Raw genomic sequence first — 14,120 nt, 5'->3', positions numbered from 1 at the left:
CCGCACTCGCAGCCTTGATTCTTTCCGTGTCTCACGCAGATGCCGGAACTTCCGTCCTGTGGCGCGCCCCCGCGTAAAGGCCCGCCTTGCTCGAAGCTCTCCGGCTGAGCGGCGCATATAGGGGGCGTGTTGGGTCGGGTCAATGGGGGTGTCGCCGCATTTGCAAATCACAGGTGACATTGTCACACGCATCGGCTAGCGGCGGCCGGTTATGCACGCGTTGCGCCGGATCTTCCGTGGCCATGGCACACGGCTGTTGCTCCTCCTGTTGGCGTCTATGGCCGCGCAGGGGCTGGTGCCGGGCGGGCATATGCTGGCGCCGTCAACGTCGCATATTGTCAGCATTACCCCCTGCCCCTCCACCAACGCGCTGGCCCGCGCCTTTGCCGCCTATGATCCGCAGCCTGCCGAGGCCGGTTTCACGGCAGGCGAGCCGGATCATCACGCGCATCATGCGATGGGCGGGGTCGATCATACCGCGATGGGGCATGGTGCCACTTCGGGGCCAACTTCGGGGCCAGCTTCGGGCGATCACGCAAGCGACGAAGCCGGGGACGATAGCAGCGCGCAAGGCTTCACCCCGCAAGGCGATTGCGCCTTTTCCGGCGGCAGCCTTGCGGCCGGAATTCCCGAGCAGCCACAGCCTGCTGTCATACTGTTGCAAGGCGACGAGGCCGAGGCTGCGCCGCTGCAAGCCGCCATCCTGCCCCCGCTGCGCCATGTGCGCCCGCCCTTGCGCGGCCCGCCGCTGACACTCTGACCCCTCGATAGACTCGCCAAAAACCAGGCCGCGCCGGAAGTGTCCCCGTGCGCGCGCTGTTGCTCTATATTGACGGAACAGATTGTTATGTTTTCCAAGACCCTTTGCCGGGCGGCATTGCTTGCCTCCGGCTCCCTGCTGGTGACCCAGCCGCTCGCGGCGCAGGAAACCGATCCCGATACCGTACTGACCGACACCATTGTCGTCACCGCCACCACCCCCGACCCGGCGACCGACGCGGTCGAACCGCCACAGCAGATCGCCCTGCCCGCCGATGCCGCCGCGATTGCCGCGCGGGTTCCGGGCGGCGCGCTGGTGGGCAATGGCGCCCTGTCAGGCCAGCTCTCCTATCGCGGGCTCGCAGGCGAGCGCGTGCTGGGCCGTGTCAACGGGCAGCGTTTCGCCAGCGGCGGGCCCAACGCCATGGACCCGCCCTTGCACTATGCGCCTTCGGTGCTGGTTGATCGGCTGGAAATCGCGCGCGGGGTTGCCCCGGTTTCGCAAGGGCCGTCGCTGGCCGGCGCGGTGAATGCCGAACTGATGCAGGCGCGCTATGCAAGCGGCGAAAGCCTCGATGCGCAAGTGCGCCTCGCCAGCCAGTATCGCAGCGTCGACGAAAGCCACGCTGTGGGCGGCCTTGTGGCCATCGCCTCGGATGACTGGCGGCTCGGTGTGCTTGCCAGCCGCGAGGAAGGCGGGGATTACCGTTTCCCCGGCGGCACCGCCGTGGGCACTTCGTTCGAGCGGAACCTCTACGGCGTGCATGGCGGCCTGCGCTTGGCGGGCGGCGAAGTCTGGGCCGAATACCGGCGCAGCGAAACCGATCCTTCGGGCAATCCGCCCTTCGCGCTCGACATCGTCTATTTCGACACAGACTTTGTGCAAGGCGGCTGGCGCGGGGAGCTGGCCAAAAATGTCGCGCTCGATCTGCGGCTGGGCCATGTCGCGGTGCGCCATCTGATGGACAACCAGACCACCCGCCAGCCTGCCGCCCCGCCGATGCAGGCGCGCGCCACCTTTGCCGATGCCGATACGACCACCGGCGAGGCGTCGCTGCGCTTCGGCGAGCGCGGCAGCTATTTCCAGATCGGCGGCGATTTCGAGCTGGTGGACAAGTTCGTGCGCATCACCAACCCGACCAATGCCGCTTTCTTCCTCGATTCCCAGCCCGATCTCGCCTCGGACCGCTTTGGCGGTTTCGTGCAATGGCGCGGCGCGCTGGACAGGGTGGAGCTGGAAGCGGGCCTGCGGCTCGACCACACAAGCCAGAGCGCGGGCGAGCCCGAACTGGGCAGCGCCGTGCCGATGGGGCCACGCGTGCTGAGCGCCGCTTTCATCGCTGCCGAACGCGAGGCCTCGGACACCACGTGGGATGCAGTGCTGCGCGGCTGGGTGCCGCTGGGCGATGTCACACCCCGCATAACGCTGGCGCGCAAGGAGCGGGTGCCGAGCGTGCTCGAACGCTTCGCCTGGCTACCGACCGAGGCAAGCTACGGCCTTGCCGACGGCAATATCTATGTCGGCAACCTCGCGCTGGAGCCGGAAACCGCGTGGATTGCCGAAATCGGCTTTGACTATGAAAGCGATCTCGGCACGATCCGGCCAACGGCGTTTTACCGGCGGGTGGACGATTACATCCAGGGCGTGCCCTTTGATGGCACCGTGGGCGTGATCGACAGTCCGGTGGAGATGGTCGCCAATATGAACGGCGATCCCACGCCCCTGCGCTTCGCCAATGTCGATGCCGAGCTGTACGGCGTCGATCTCGATTTCGCGCTGCGTCCGCTGGCGAGCGTCGAGCTTTCGGGCACCGCCAGCCTGGTGCGCGGCGAGCGGCGGGATATTGCCGACAATCTCTACCGCGTCGCTCCGGCGAGTTTGCGGCTGGCAGGCGTGTGGCAAAGTGATGCGCTTTCGCTGGGGGCGGAACTGGTCGCCGCGGCGGGGCAGGAGGATGTCTCGCTCACCAATGACGAAGAAGAGAGCGAGGGCTATGCCGTGGTCGGCCTGTTCGCCCGCTACGGAGTAACCGATGCCATCGCGCTGGAAGCGGGGGTCGAAAACCTGTTCGATCGCTTCTACCAGCCGCATCTGTCCGGCCGCAGCCGCGTGGGCGCTTCGGACGTGCCGGTGGGAGACCGCCTGCCCGGCGCGGGGCGCGGGGTGTGGCTAAGGCTGACCGCGCGGCTCTGACCGCCCGGTCTTGAGGAAGCGATCGCCCGCGCCCTGCTCCAACGGGGCGCGGGCGATTGCGCTGTCCTACACCCGAATCGCAACAATAGTCTCGCTTCGCCCATCCTCACCTTCGCCCGCTGCGGGCAGGCTGGCGAGGAGCAGAGTGAAAAACTTTTGCTGCGTCATACGGGAGAAAATCGCCAAAAAGAGCAAGCGATTTCATGCACATCGCCGGATAGCAACTCGCTCCTTCTATCGCAAAACGATGCGGTGCATATTGTTTTTCAATATTATTGATTGACAATAAATCCGCCCTCCGCCATATCGTTCTTCAATAAGTCACACCAAGGAGATCGATAAATGACCCGTTTTGCCACCCACTTCGCCGCCCTGCTCGTCGCCGTGATGATCACCGCGACCAGCCTGTCCGCCGTCACCACGGTGCCCGCCGCGACGCAAATGGTCGCAACCGCCGCTCCGATGCTCGCCTGAGCTGCCATTCCGTAAGGAGACATTTCATGTCCACATCACAACGATTCCGCGATCCGCTGCTACTGATCGGGCAGGTGCTCGTCATTCTCATGCTGGTCTTGCTGGGGATCGCCGCCTTCACCTTGCTGGTGTCCATCCCGGTCATGTTCTTCGCCGAAGCCGAGATTGTCCGCGCCCTGGCGGAAGAGCTTGGCCCTGAGGCTGCCGACTTCCCGCTTGGCCCCATTCTCGGCGTTATTACGCTGGCCTTGCTGGCAGTCGGAATGCTCTTCGCCTTCTTCGACAACTTGCGCCGGATTATCGGCACGGTAGGTGAAGGTGATCCCTTTGCGCCGGTCAACGCCAGCCGCCTGTCGCGCATGGCATGGCTGATGCTGGGGGTGGAGCTGATCGAATTCCCCATGGCCGCGATCGGCATCATGGTGGCCGACTGGGCCGAGCAATTCGACGAGGCGAGCGTCAGCTTCGAAAGCGACTTCGACTTTAGCGGCGCGCTGATTGTCATCCTGCTCTTCATCCTCGCCCGGGTGTTCAAACGCGGCGCAGAAATGCGCGACGATCTGGAAGGAACCGTGTGATGGGCGCTGATTCAGAAGGAAACCGTATCATGGTGAAACTCGACGACCTGCTATACGCCCGCCGCATGACGCTCACCGAACTGGCGGAGCGTGTCGGCCTCACCCTCGCCAACCTTTCGATCCTGAAGACCGGCAAGGCCAAGGCAATCCGCTTCAGCACGCTGGAAGCGATCTGCCGCGAACTGGAATGCCAGCCGGGTGATTTGCTGAGCTACGACAGCGAATAGACCGGGTGAGGAGTGCCCAAGTTGCGGGCACTCCTCTTCGCTCCTTTTTCCCTTAATCATGGAGATGATGATGATCCGCTGGATCACGATATTCTGCGCCTTACTTCTGTGTGCCGCCACCGCGCAGGCACAAACCCAGACCGCTTCGGCCCCGCTGCCCGACCGCGTCCTGCTGGTCGTCAGCAGCCATGGGCGCGGCGGCGGCGAAGTCCAGCCGGGCTTCGAAATGGACGAGCTGTCGCAAGCCTGGCTGGTGTTCCGCGCCAATGGCATGGCGGTCGATATCGCCAGCCCGCAAGGGGGCGCGGTTGTCGCTGATGCCTTCGATGCGGCCAAGCCTTACAACGCCGCCTTCGCTGCCGATGCGGAAGCCAGCGCCGCACTCGCCGATACCTTGCAGCTCGATCCGGCCATGCGCGGGCAATATGCCGCGATCATGGTGATTGGCGGCAAGGGGGCGATGTTCGATTTGCCCTTCAGCCAGGTGCTCCAGCAATTGCTGATCGACACTGAGGCGAGCGGCGGGGTGATTGCGGCCGTTTGCCATGGGCCTGCCGTCTTGACGCGGATACGCAACGCCGATGGCTCGCCATGGCTCAGCGGTCGCAGCCTGACGGGCTTCACCGACGAGGAGGAAGCGCTTTTCGGTGAACGCTGGGCTCCGCAATTCCCATTCTTTGTCGAAAGCGAGGCTATGCGGCTCGGCGCAACATTCCGCGAAGCGCCGATGATGCTGCCCTTTGTGGTCACCGATGGCAGGCTGGTTACCGGGCAGAATCCCTATTCGGTTGCTGCCGCCGCAGACGCCACCATTCGTGCGCTTGGCCGCGAACCGGTTGCACGCCCGCCATGGGTTGACGAGCTCAGCCTGAACCTCGTCGCACAAGCCGTCGTCGGTGACAGCAGCGGTCTGGCCGAAGTATTGGCGCGGCAGGACGGCGGCGTCGACGTGCCGCTGGTAGCGATCTGGGGCTATTACCGCGCGGTTGAGGCAAATGGCGATCCGGCGATGCTCGCACCCGCCTTGCAAGTGATGGAACTGGCGCTGCCGTATTTTCCCGAACCGCAACTCGAAGCCGCGATTGCCGAGGCAAGGGCCGCACTTGCCGCCCGCTAAAGGATGATCGCGAGCTTGACTTTCGGGGTGCGGCCGGTAAAGGCCCACCCCGACCGGTTCGCCGGTCATCCGTCCGAGACAGCTGCTGACCGGAATTTGCCGGTCTTAATTTGCGGCCTAGACGGGGAAAAGAGATTATTCGGGCACCGCCTTTCTGGCCGCCCTTCAACACGCTACCCGCGTGCTCCTTCCCCATCAACGGACTTTTGCCCTGTCGCATGAGCGGCAGGGTGATTTGAGCCGGTTGTTTGCCCGCAAGGCAGGCGGCCAAAATGAAGGAGTACGGCATGGATCGTTCGCAGAAAACCGAAGCGGTCGCCCAGCTGAACAGTGTCTTCAACGAGGTAAGCGTGGTGGTTGTCACCCGCAATCTCGGCCTGAGCGTGGAGCAGTCCACCGATCTCAGGAACAAGATGCGTGAAGCCGGTGCGTCCTACAAGGTTGCGAAGAACCGTCTCGCCAAGCTCGCCCTGCAAGACACCGATTATGTCGGGCTCGAGGATTTCCTCACCGGCCCGACCGCGCTGGCCTGGTCGACCGACCCGGTCGCAGCCGCCAAGGCTGCTGTCGAATTCGCCAAGACGAACGACAAGCTGGAAATCGTCGGTGGCTCGATGGGCACGCAGGTGCTCGATGCTGATGGTGTGAAGGCGCTCGCCTCCATGCCCAGCCTCGACGAACTGCGCGGCAAGATCGTGGGCCTCGTCAACGCGCCCGCCACCAAGGTGGCGCAGCTCGTCAATGCCCCGGCTGCCAAGCTGGCCCGTGTCTTCGGCGCATATGCCGCCAAGGACGCTGCCTAAGAGACGCTTTCTCGCAAGAGATACGAAACATCATGGGACAAACACCGTCCCGCCATTTTTTTGGAGTGAACCATCATGGCTGATATTGCCAAGCTTGTTGAAGACCTGTCGGCGCTGACCGTCATGGAAGCCGCCGAACTGGCGAAGGCCCTCGAAGAAGCATGGGGCGTTAGCGCCGCTGCTGCTGTTGCTGTTGCCGCACCTGCCGGTGGTGGCGACGCTGGCGCCGCTGCTGAAGAGAAGGACGAATTCGACGTCATTCTCACCGGCGACGGTGGCAAGAAGATCCAGGTCATCAAGGAAGTCCGCGCCATCACCGGCCTGGGCCTGACCGAAGCCAAGGCTCTCGTCGAAGGTGCCCCGAAGGCACTGAAGGAAGGCGTGAACAAGGCAGAAGCCGAAGAAGTGAAGGCCAAGATCGAAGCAGCCGGCGGCACCGTCGAACTGAAGTAAGCGTATGTCCTCGCGTAGGCGGGGATCAGCTTATTCTTCGATCCCTTACCGGATCACCAAAGGGGCGTCACCAGCGATGGTGGCGCCCTTTTTTGCTGTCCTACAGCCTGCGTTCATGTTTCGAGGCGCCTATTTCACCAAATAAAACAGGGGACTGGCTATGCTGACACTTTCACTGGCACTCGCACTCGGCTTCGCAAGCGATCCGCTGGTCGAAGCCTGCGCCGAACGCGAGCAAAGCCAGAGCGAGTTCGTCCACGACGTTTGCAGCGAATTTCTCGAAGGCGAAATTGCCTATTCCGCCACATTGCGCACCAGCCTCACCCCGCAACCGGCCGTGCGACAGGTGATGGTTTACCGGACGCAAGGCGAATGGTTCGTTTGGATTGCAGGCTATCGCTGGGAACGCGGCACATCGCTGGTGCAAACCCGTCGCCACGATCTGCCGATTTCCGCCGAAGACGCCGCGCGCATTGAAGAGCGACTGAACGCGCAATCGCTCGCGCAACTGGCCGCGTTGCCTTATTACGGAGAAGAGGACGTGATTTGCATGGACGGCGCAAGCCTCGAAATCGCCGCCGCGATTGACGGCCAGCGCCACTCCGCCGGCCAGCATATCTGCGCGGGCCAGACCGAGCTCACCGAAATCAGCAGGCTGTTCCACGAACTCGCGCTGAAATATGACAGCGGCTTCGAAGGTTATCTGAGCGGGATCTAGATTTGTCTAGAACCCCACATTGACCCGCACCCCGATCATATCGATCCCCGGGTTCTGGTCGCCGTCGAAAATCTGGGCCTGGCTGATATGCATCCAGTGCGCCTCGGCACTTACGCGCCCTGAGAGGCGGTAGCCGACGCCGATCTCGGGCTCGAACAGCACGCGGCTGCCCAGATCGGTGCGGAAGCCGGTTTCCTCGCTCACGCGCAGTTCGGGGCCGTCATGCACCACCAGCCCGATGCCGGGGCGGACATAGACGGGGCCGCTGCCGATCGTCCATGCGACGCCCACGCCCGCAAAGCTCGTATCGCCAGCCGTGTTGAGGGAGCCGACCACATAGGGTTCGGGCGAACCGATAAAGTCGAGCGCCGCGATCCCGCCGAACCGCACACCCAGGGCGATATCGGCGCTGCCCGTCTCTTCGGTGTCGAGCGTGAAAGGCGTATCGACTGCATGGGCGTAGAACCCGCCGAACACTTCCTGCGCTTGGGCAGTGGCGGGGGCGAGCGCAGCGGCACAGGCGGCGAGGAGCAGCGGAGCTTTCATACGCCTCCGACTAAGTCCCCAATGCTTGCTGCAAGCTGACCTGCGGCGCGGCACACGCTGCGTCCCGTGTAAAATCTTCCGCAAGATTTCTGTGCTAGAGCAAAACCATTATGGATCATATTGCGCCTCACCATTCGATCTTTGTCGACGACGTGCACAATGAAGTGCATTTCACCATTGCCGGGATGTGGGATCTGCCATCGGTCAAGGCGATGCTTGCCGAAATGGACGCGAAGGCCGCGCCGATGGTTGGCAAGGGACGCGGTTTTTGCGGGCTTGGCATCATGCGCGAGATGGTGCCGCAAACCCGCGATGTCGCCGACTATATCCGCCGCCATCTGATGGCCGCAAAGGAAGTCGGCCTGCGCCGCGTGGCGATTGTCGAGCCGCCCATGCTGGTGAAAAGCCAGTACCGCCGCCTGTCGGACGGGGTCGAGGTGGAATTCTTCGACAGCAAGAGCGAGGCCCTGGCCTGGCTGCGGAGCTAGTCGCTGCGCCACCTGTGACAGCCGTGCCGCACAGACCGGTCAATCCGGCATACGGCCGCTTTCCCCGCCTTCCCTAATCGCCGCGCCGCGCCTATCCGGTGCGGCTGTCCGGTGGAGACTCGCGGGGCAGCGAGAGACACCATGCGGCCCCTTGCCCATCCTCAAACGCCCGACTGGACAGTCGAGACGCGCGCTACTCTGAAGCTGGCGGGGCCGCTGGCGCTCGCCAATCTGTTGCAGATGCTCACCTATGCGGTGGACGTCATGTTCATCGCGCGATTGGGGGCGGACGAGCTGGCGGCATCGGCGCTGGCCATTGCCTTGTTCGGGCTGATCGTCTGGGCACTGCAGGCACTCACCGGAGCGGTCGCGCCGATCATGGCGGCAGAGCTGGGCGCGCGGGCCCCTGCCCTGCGTCCGGTGCGGCGCGCCATGCGCATGGCGATCTGGCTCAGCCTGATGGTGAGCGCGGCGGGTATGGCGCTGTGCGCCCTCATCGGCCCGCTGATGCAGGTGACCGGGCAAGAGCCACATATCGCCGCGCTTGCGGTCAGCTATATGCAGGTGCTGCTGTGGTCGGTCGCGCCGATGGTGGTGGCTGGCGTGTTGCGCAATTTCGTCTCCGCGCTTGGCAGGCCGATTTTTGCGACTGCGATTACCGGTGTCGGGATCGGCATCAATGCGCTTGGCAATTACGCTTTCATCTTCGGCAATCTGGGAGCGCCTGCGCTTGGCCTGCCCGGCGCGGCGATTGCAACACTGATCACATCGCTGGCGATAGTCGCCATGTATGCGCTCGCCATAAGGCTCGACGCGCGCCTCCATCGCTACCGCATCATGGGCTATTTCTGGCGGCCCGACTGGCCGCGCTTTGCCGAGATGCTGCGCATCGGCACACCGATTGCGATTACTGTCATGGCAGAGGCGGGCGTGTTCGGCGCGGCGGCCTTCTTAATGGGGCGCATCGGCGCGCTCGATCTCGCCGCGCATACGCTGGCGCTGAACCTCGCCGCTTTCGCGTTCCAGGTTCCCTTCGGTGTGGGGCAAGCGACGACAATCCGCGTGGGCTATTTCTACGGCGCGCGCGACCCGGACGGGATGGGCCGCGCGGGCTGGACGGGGATCGTGATGGGCACCAGCTTTATGGCGCTCACCGCACTGGCGATGGTGAGCTTCCCGCAACTGCTGCTCTCCGCCTATATCGACGTGGGCGATCCCGCCAATGCACAGCTTCTGGCGACGGCGGCGGGCTTCCTGATGATCGCGGCGGCTTTCCAGCTGTCCGACGGATTGCAGGCGGTGGCGGCGGGCGCTTTGCGCGGATTGAAGGATACGCGGATGCCGATGTGGATTGCGGTGTTCAGCTATTGGGTGCCCGGTTTCGGCCTCGCCGCAGGGCTGGGTCTCGGCACGGTGCTCGGCGGCACCGGCGTGTGGATCGGGCTTGCAACAGGCCTTACATTTGCCGCCGTGCTGCTTATCTGGCGCTGGAGTCGGCGCGAGGCGCTTGGGCTGACGCTGCGCGGGAAGTTCAGCGCGCCCGCCGCGGAAAGCTGATCGGCAAATTTTTCGCTTTCCTACCCATTGACTCGATGGCCACGGAGCCTATCTCCGCCGCGCTGGCACTCTCGATAGGAGAGTGCCAAGAGCAATCACAACTCTAGAGAGGAAGAGGTCATTATCATGGCATTCCGTCCCTTGCACGACCGCGTGCTCGTCCGCCGCATCGAAGCTGAAGAAAAAACGGCTGGCGGCATCATCATTCCCGACAGCGCCAAGGAAAAGCCCAGCGAAGGCGAAGTGGTCGCCGTGGGCGAAGGCACCCGCGACGACGATGGCGACCGCATCCCGCTCGACGTGAAAGTCGGCGACCGCGTGCTCTTCGGCAAGTGGGGTGGCACCGAGGTGAAGATCGACGGTGAAGACCTGCTGATCATGAAGGAAAGCGACATCATGGGCGTGCTCGGCTGAGCCAGTCCGTGAGTCCCCGCGCAGGCGGGGACCTCCCTCAGATTTGCACGAGACCCCCGCCTTCGCGGGGGATCACAAGAATTCGAAAGGAATATTCCAATGTCTGCCAAGGACGTGAAATTCGGCCGCTCGGCGCGCGAAAGCATCCTCAAGGGTGTCGATACGCTCGCCAATGCCGTCAAGGTTACGCTCGGCCCCAAGGGCCGCAATGTCGTGATCGACAAGAGCTTCGGCGCGCCCCGCATCACCAAGGACGGCGTTACCGTCGCCAAGGAAATCGAACTGAAGGACAAGTTCGAAAACATGGGCGCGCAGATGCTGCGCGAAGTCGCATCGAAGGCGAACGACGCTGCCGGTGACGGCACCACCACCGCCACCGTGCTGGCACAGGCCATCGTGCGCGAAGGCATGACCGCCGTTGCTGCGGGCATGAACCCGATGGATCTGAAGCGCGGCATCGATCTGGCTGTCACCAAGGTTGTCGAAAACCTGAAGGCCCGTTCGAAGGACGTGTCCGGCTCGGACGAGATCGCCCAGGTCGGCATCATCTCGGCCAATGGCGACCGTGAAGTCGGCGAAAAGATCGCTGAAGCGATGGAAAAGGTCGGCAAGGAAGGCGTCATCACCGTCGAGGAAGCCAAGGGTCTCGAATTCGAGCTCGACGTGGTGGAAGGGATGCAGTTCGACCGCGGCTACCTCTCGCCTTACTTCGTGACCAACCCGGAAAAGATGACGGTTGAGCTCGATAACCCCTACATCCTGATCCACGAAAAGAAGCTTTCGAACCTGCAGGCCATGCTGCCCGTGCTGGAAGCCGTGGTGCAGGCCGGGCGTCCGCTGCTCATCATCGCCGAAGACATCGAAGGCGAAGCGCTGGCGACCCTAGTGGTCAACAAGCTGCGCGGCGGCCTGAAGGTTGCTGCCGTGAAGGCTCCGGGCTTCGGCGACCGTCGCAAGGCCATGCTGCAGGACATCAGCATCCTGACGCAAGGCGAGATGATTTCGGAAGATCTCGGCATCAAGCTCGAAAATGTCGGCCTGTCGATGCTCGGCCAGGCGAAGAAGGTCACTATCGACAAGGACAACACCACCATCGTTGACGGTGCCGGTGATGCCGAAGCGATCAAGGCCCGCGTGGAGCAAATCCGGGCGCAGATCGAGACGACCTCGTCCGATTACGACCGCGAGAAGCTGCAGGAACGCCTCGCCAAGCTGGCTGGCGGTGTGGCCGTCATCAAGGTCGGCGGCGCTTCGGAAGTCGAAGTGAAGGAACGCAAGGACCGCGTCGACGATGCGCTGCACGCCACCCGCGCTGCGGTGGAAGAAGGCATCGTGCCCGGCGGCGGAACGGCTCTGCTCTACGCCACCAAGGCACTTGCCGGCGTGGAAGGCGCAAACAACGACCAGACCCGCGGTATCGAAATCGTGCGTCAGGCGATCATGGCACCTGTCCGCCAGATCGCGACCAATGCCGGTCACGATGGCGCGGTCGTTTCGGGCAATCTGCTGCGCGAAGACGATGAAACGCAGGGCTTCAACGCTGCGACCGACACGTATGAAAACCTCGTGAAGGCTGGCGTGATCGACCCGACCAAGGTTGTGCGCACCGCGCTGCAGGATGCCGCATCGGTGGCCGGCCTGCTGATCACCACCGAAGCCGCGATCAGTGACCTTCCGGAAGACAAGTCCGCACCCGCCATGCCCGATATGGGCGGCATGGGCGGCGGCATGGGCGGCATGGGCTTCTAAGCCTCTGCGAAGCAGTGAGCCCCCGCGCAGGCGGGGGCCTGTTGCCTCCCATGACGAGACTCCCGCCTTCGCGGGAGATCACCAGAAAGATAGGGCCGGAGGCGCAAACCTCCGGCCCTTTTCTTTTGCGCGCTACCCCGCCATACCTTGCAGCAGGGACGTTAGAACGAACACCTCAAGAGGGGATCACACCATGAAACGCTATGCCGCCATCCTGCTGGCATCGGTTGCGCTCGCCGGTTGCGACGCTGCATCGGGGCCGACTGCGACCACCATCGAATGCGCCGAGGCGACGCAAACCGAATGTCTGAACAGCTGGCTCGACACCAAGTTCGAGGAATATCTCGCTTTCAGCCCGATCTTGCAGACGAGCCTGGGCATCAAAACCGATTACGGCGCGCTCGATGATTTCAGTGTCGAAGGCATTCAGGAACAGGACGCATGGCTGCAACAGGCGCGCGCCGATATGATCGGCAATTTCGACTATGATGCCCTCGATGACGAGGCCAAGCAGTCTTACGACATGATGATCTATCTCGCTGACAGCAGTGCAGCGCGGATGGAATATCTCGACAACGAATATATCCTGCACCAGATGCAGGGCACCCACGCCTTCCTGCCGAGCTTCATCCTGAGCCAGCATACGGTGGAAAGCGAAGAGGACATGGTCGCCTTCATCTCGCGGCTTGAGGCGATGGGCCCGGCGATGGATCAGTTGCTCGCCCGCGCGCAGGCCAATGCCGCCGCAGGCACGCGCCCGCCGCGCTTCTCCTACGATGCGGTCATCGCCGAATCGCAGGGTCTGATCAGCGGAGCGCCGTTCGATGATGGCGAACCCTCTGCGCTCTGGGCCGGTTCCGAAGGCCACCTTGCGGCACTGGTTGAAGCAGGCACGATCACCGAAGAACGCGCGGGCGAACTGCGCGAGGAAGCGCGCGCCGCGCTCACCGGCAGCATGGCGCCCGCATACCAGCGCGTTGTCGACTGGTTCAGCGAAGACATCGAAAACACCGATGAAATCGCCCAAGGCGTGGGCGCGCTGCCCAATGGCGAGGCCTATTACAATCATATGCTCGGCGAGAGCACGACGACCGAACTGACTGCTGACGAGATCCACGAAATCGGCCTCGCCGATGTGGCCCGCATTCGCGGCGAGATGGAAGCGATCATGGAGCGTGTGGGCTTTGAAGGCACCTTGCAGGAATTCTTCGTCTTCGTGCGCGAAGACCCGCAATTCTTCTTCACCAACGACGAAGCGGGCGCGCAAGCCTATATCGACCGCGCCACCATGCACATCGACACGCTGACCGAGCGTTTGCCCGACTTCTTCGGCCGTCTGCCGCAGGCGGCGCTCGAAGTGCGGCGGGTGGAGCCGTTCCGCGAACAGCCTGGCGCGGCGCAGCATTACCGCCCCGGCACACCCGACGGCTCGCGCCCCGGCGTTTATTACGCGCACCTCTCGGACATGACCGCAATGCCGATCCCGCCGCTCGAAGCCATCGCCTATCACGAGGGCAATCCGGGCCACCATATGCAGATCAGCATCAGCCAGGAACTGGAAGGCATTCCGCGCTTCCGCACGCAGGGCGCCTACCAGACCGCCTATGTCGAAGGCTGGGCGCTCTATTCCGAAGTGCTGGCGAAGGAGATGGGCGGCTATGAAGACCCCTATTCCGAATTCGGCCAGTTGCAGAGCGAGATGTGGCGCGCGATCCGGCTGGTGGTCGACACCGGCATCCACGCCAAAGGTTGGACCGAAGACGAGGCGGTTGCCTACTGCCTCGAAAACTCGCCCAATCCCGAAACCGTCGCGCGCAGCGAAGTGCAGCGTTACTTCGTGCTGCCGGGGCAGGCGACCAGCTACAAGATCGGCATGATCCGCATCCAGGAACTGCGCGCGGCTGCCGAGGAAGAGCTGGGCGAGAATTTCGACATTCGCGGCTTCCACGATACGCTGCTGAATGGCGGTTCGATGCCGCTTTCCATTCTGGAACGGCGGGTGAATTTGTGGAAAACGAGCCAGCAGGAAGGCTGAACTTCCAC

General features: G+C 63.3%; 15 protein-coding genes. 14 read left to right on the top strand and 1 reads right to left on the bottom strand.

Translation table 11 applies throughout. The annotated features are described in order from the left end of the window. The first annotated feature begins 277 nt into the window (after positions 1 to 277). The 9 genes from ACS0VV_RS00745 to ACS0VV_RS00705 all read left to right on the top strand — a co-directional run bounded on the left by ACS0VV_RS00745 (position 278) and on the right by ACS0VV_RS00705 (position 7,323). Entirely contained in the window at positions 278 to 760 is a 483-nt protein-coding gene (locus ACS0VV_RS00745; RefSeq protein WP_483530837.1) for a hypothetical protein, read from the top strand. A 141-nt stretch (positions 761 to 901) separates the two neighbouring features. Then, positions 902 to 2,953 carry a TonB-dependent receptor gene (locus ACS0VV_RS00740; protein WP_483530836.1) on the top strand — a complete coding sequence of 684 codons (2,052 nt, stop codon included), beginning with the start codon at positions 902 to 904 and terminating at the stop codon, positions 2,951 to 2,953. A gap of 342 nt (positions 2,954 to 3,295) precedes the next feature. Continuing rightward, positions 3,296 to 3,427: a hypothetical protein gene (locus ACS0VV_RS00735; RefSeq protein WP_483530835.1), complete on the top strand. Its 132-nt coding sequence runs from the start codon at positions 3,296 to 3,298 to the stop codon at positions 3,425 to 3,427. Between the two features lie 26 nt (positions 3,428 to 3,453). Next, entirely contained in the window at positions 3,454 to 4,005 is a 552-nt protein-coding gene (locus ACS0VV_RS00730; RefSeq protein WP_483530834.1) for a DUF2975 domain-containing protein, read from the top strand. Further along, positions 4,005 to 4,232, top strand: coding sequence for a helix-turn-helix domain-containing protein (locus ACS0VV_RS00725; protein WP_151973286.1), 228 nt, complete (start codon positions 4,005 to 4,007; stop codon positions 4,230 to 4,232). The genes ACS0VV_RS00730 and ACS0VV_RS00725 overlap by 1 nt, the downstream gene beginning before the upstream one ends. A gap of 58 nt (positions 4,233 to 4,290) precedes the next feature. Further along, a complete protein-coding gene (locus ACS0VV_RS00720) occupies positions 4,291 to 5,349 on the top strand; it encodes a type 1 glutamine amidotransferase domain-containing protein (protein ID WP_483530833.1) in 1,059 nt (352 codons plus the stop codon). Between the two features lie 287 nt (positions 5,350 to 5,636). After that, a complete protein-coding gene (gene rplJ / locus ACS0VV_RS00715; protein WP_483530832.1) occupies positions 5,637 to 6,152 on the top strand; it encodes a 50S ribosomal protein L10 in 516 nt (171 codons plus the stop codon). A gap of 75 nt (positions 6,153 to 6,227) precedes the next feature. Then, positions 6,228 to 6,605, top strand: coding sequence for a 50S ribosomal protein L7/L12 (gene rplL, locus ACS0VV_RS00710; protein WP_483530831.1), 378 nt, complete (start codon positions 6,228 to 6,230; stop codon positions 6,603 to 6,605). 160 nt (positions 6,606 to 6,765) lie between these two features. Beyond that, on the top strand, positions 6,766 to 7,323 hold the full coding sequence (locus ACS0VV_RS00705; protein WP_483530830.1) for a hypothetical protein: 558 nt from the start codon (positions 6,766 to 6,768) through the stop codon (positions 7,321 to 7,323). Between the two features lie 6 nt (positions 7,324 to 7,329). Here the strand turns inward: ACS0VV_RS00705 and ACS0VV_RS00700 are convergent, their stop codons facing one another. Next, the gene (locus ACS0VV_RS00700) at positions 7,330 to 7,869 is read right to left on the bottom strand and encodes an acyloxyacyl hydrolase (RefSeq protein ID WP_483530829.1); all 540 of its coding nucleotides are present in this window, start codon (positions 7,867 to 7,869) and stop codon (positions 7,330 to 7,332) included. Positions 7,870 to 7,979: 110 nt separating this feature from the next. Between ACS0VV_RS00700 and ACS0VV_RS00695 the strand changes: the two genes are divergently transcribed. The 5 genes from ACS0VV_RS00695 to ACS0VV_RS00675 all read left to right on the top strand — a co-directional run bounded on the left by ACS0VV_RS00695 (position 7,980) and on the right by ACS0VV_RS00675 (position 14,112). Then, positions 7,980 to 8,357 carry a hypothetical protein gene (locus ACS0VV_RS00695; RefSeq protein ID WP_483530828.1) on the top strand — a complete coding sequence of 126 codons (378 nt, stop codon included), beginning with the start codon at positions 7,980 to 7,982 and terminating at the stop codon, positions 8,355 to 8,357. 141 nt (positions 8,358 to 8,498) lie between these two features. Continuing rightward, the gene (locus ACS0VV_RS00690) at positions 8,499 to 9,914 is read left to right on the top strand and encodes an MATE family efflux transporter (protein WP_483530827.1); all 1,416 of its coding nucleotides are present in this window, start codon (positions 8,499 to 8,501) and stop codon (positions 9,912 to 9,914) included. Between the two features lie 126 nt (positions 9,915 to 10,040). Beyond that, entirely contained in the window at positions 10,041 to 10,328 is a 288-nt protein-coding gene (gene groES, locus ACS0VV_RS00685) for a co-chaperone GroES (protein ID WP_151973277.1), read from the top strand. A gap of 99 nt (positions 10,329 to 10,427) precedes the next feature. After that, complete coding sequence (groL, locus tag ACS0VV_RS00680) at positions 10,428 to 12,077, top strand: chaperonin GroEL (RefSeq protein WP_483530826.1); 1,650 nt, start codon at positions 10,428 to 10,430, stop codon at positions 12,075 to 12,077. A 193-nt stretch (positions 12,078 to 12,270) separates the two neighbouring features. After that, positions 12,271 to 14,112 (top strand): DUF885 domain-containing protein, encoded by a 1,842-nt coding sequence (locus ACS0VV_RS00675; RefSeq protein ID WP_483530825.1) that lies wholly within the window; start codon positions 12,271 to 12,273, stop codon positions 14,110 to 14,112. Positions 14,113 to 14,120: the final 8 nt, after the last annotated feature.

This window comes from Aurantiacibacter sp. KMU-128 (assembly GCF_056933515.1).
The sequence above is the reverse complement of the archived record's forward strand: the minus strand, read 5'-3'. Positions and strand labels throughout refer to the sequence as shown.

Bases quoted from the DNA above. Each gene is read 5' to 3' on its own strand.
- ACS0VV_RS00690 (WP_483530827.1), top strand. From the start codon at position 8,499: ATGCGGCCCCTTGCCCATCCTCAAACGCCCGACTGGACAGTCGAGACG.
- ACS0VV_RS00735 (WP_483530835.1), top strand. From the start codon at position 3,296: ATGACCCGTTTTGCCACCCACTTCGCCGCCCTGCTCGTCGCCGTGATG.
- rplL (WP_483530831.1), top strand. From the start codon at position 6,228: ATGGCTGATATTGCCAAGCTTGTTGAAGACCTGTCGGCGCTGACCGTC.
- ACS0VV_RS00695 (WP_483530828.1), top strand. From the start codon at position 7,980: ATGGATCATATTGCGCCTCACCATTCGATCTTTGTCGACGACGTGCAC.
- ACS0VV_RS00705 (WP_483530830.1), top strand. From the start codon at position 6,766: ATGCTGACACTTTCACTGGCACTCGCACTCGGCTTCGCAAGCGATCCG.
- ACS0VV_RS00700 (WP_483530829.1), bottom strand. From the start codon at position 7,869: ATGAAAGCTCCGCTGCTCCTCGCCGCCTGTGCCGCTGCGCTCGCCCCC.
- ACS0VV_RS00675 (WP_483530825.1), top strand. From the start codon at position 12,271: ATGAAACGCTATGCCGCCATCCTGCTGGCATCGGTTGCGCTCGCCGGT.
- ACS0VV_RS00745 (WP_483530837.1), top strand. From the start codon at position 278: ATGGCCGCGCAGGGGCTGGTGCCGGGCGGGCATATGCTGGCGCCGTCA.
- ACS0VV_RS00730 (WP_483530834.1), top strand. From the start codon at position 3,454: ATGTCCACATCACAACGATTCCGCGATCCGCTGCTACTGATCGGGCAG.
- groL (WP_483530826.1), top strand. From the start codon at position 10,428: ATGTCTGCCAAGGACGTGAAATTCGGCCGCTCGGCGCGCGAAAGCATC.
- ACS0VV_RS00725 (WP_151973286.1), top strand. From the start codon at position 4,005: ATGGGCGCTGATTCAGAAGGAAACCGTATCATGGTGAAACTCGACGAC.
- rplJ (WP_483530832.1), top strand. From the start codon at position 5,637: ATGGATCGTTCGCAGAAAACCGAAGCGGTCGCCCAGCTGAACAGTGTC.
- groES (WP_151973277.1), top strand. From the start codon at position 10,041: ATGGCATTCCGTCCCTTGCACGACCGCGTGCTCGTCCGCCGCATCGAA.
- ACS0VV_RS00720 (WP_483530833.1), top strand. From the start codon at position 4,291: ATGGAGATGATGATGATCCGCTGGATCACGATATTCTGCGCCTTACTT.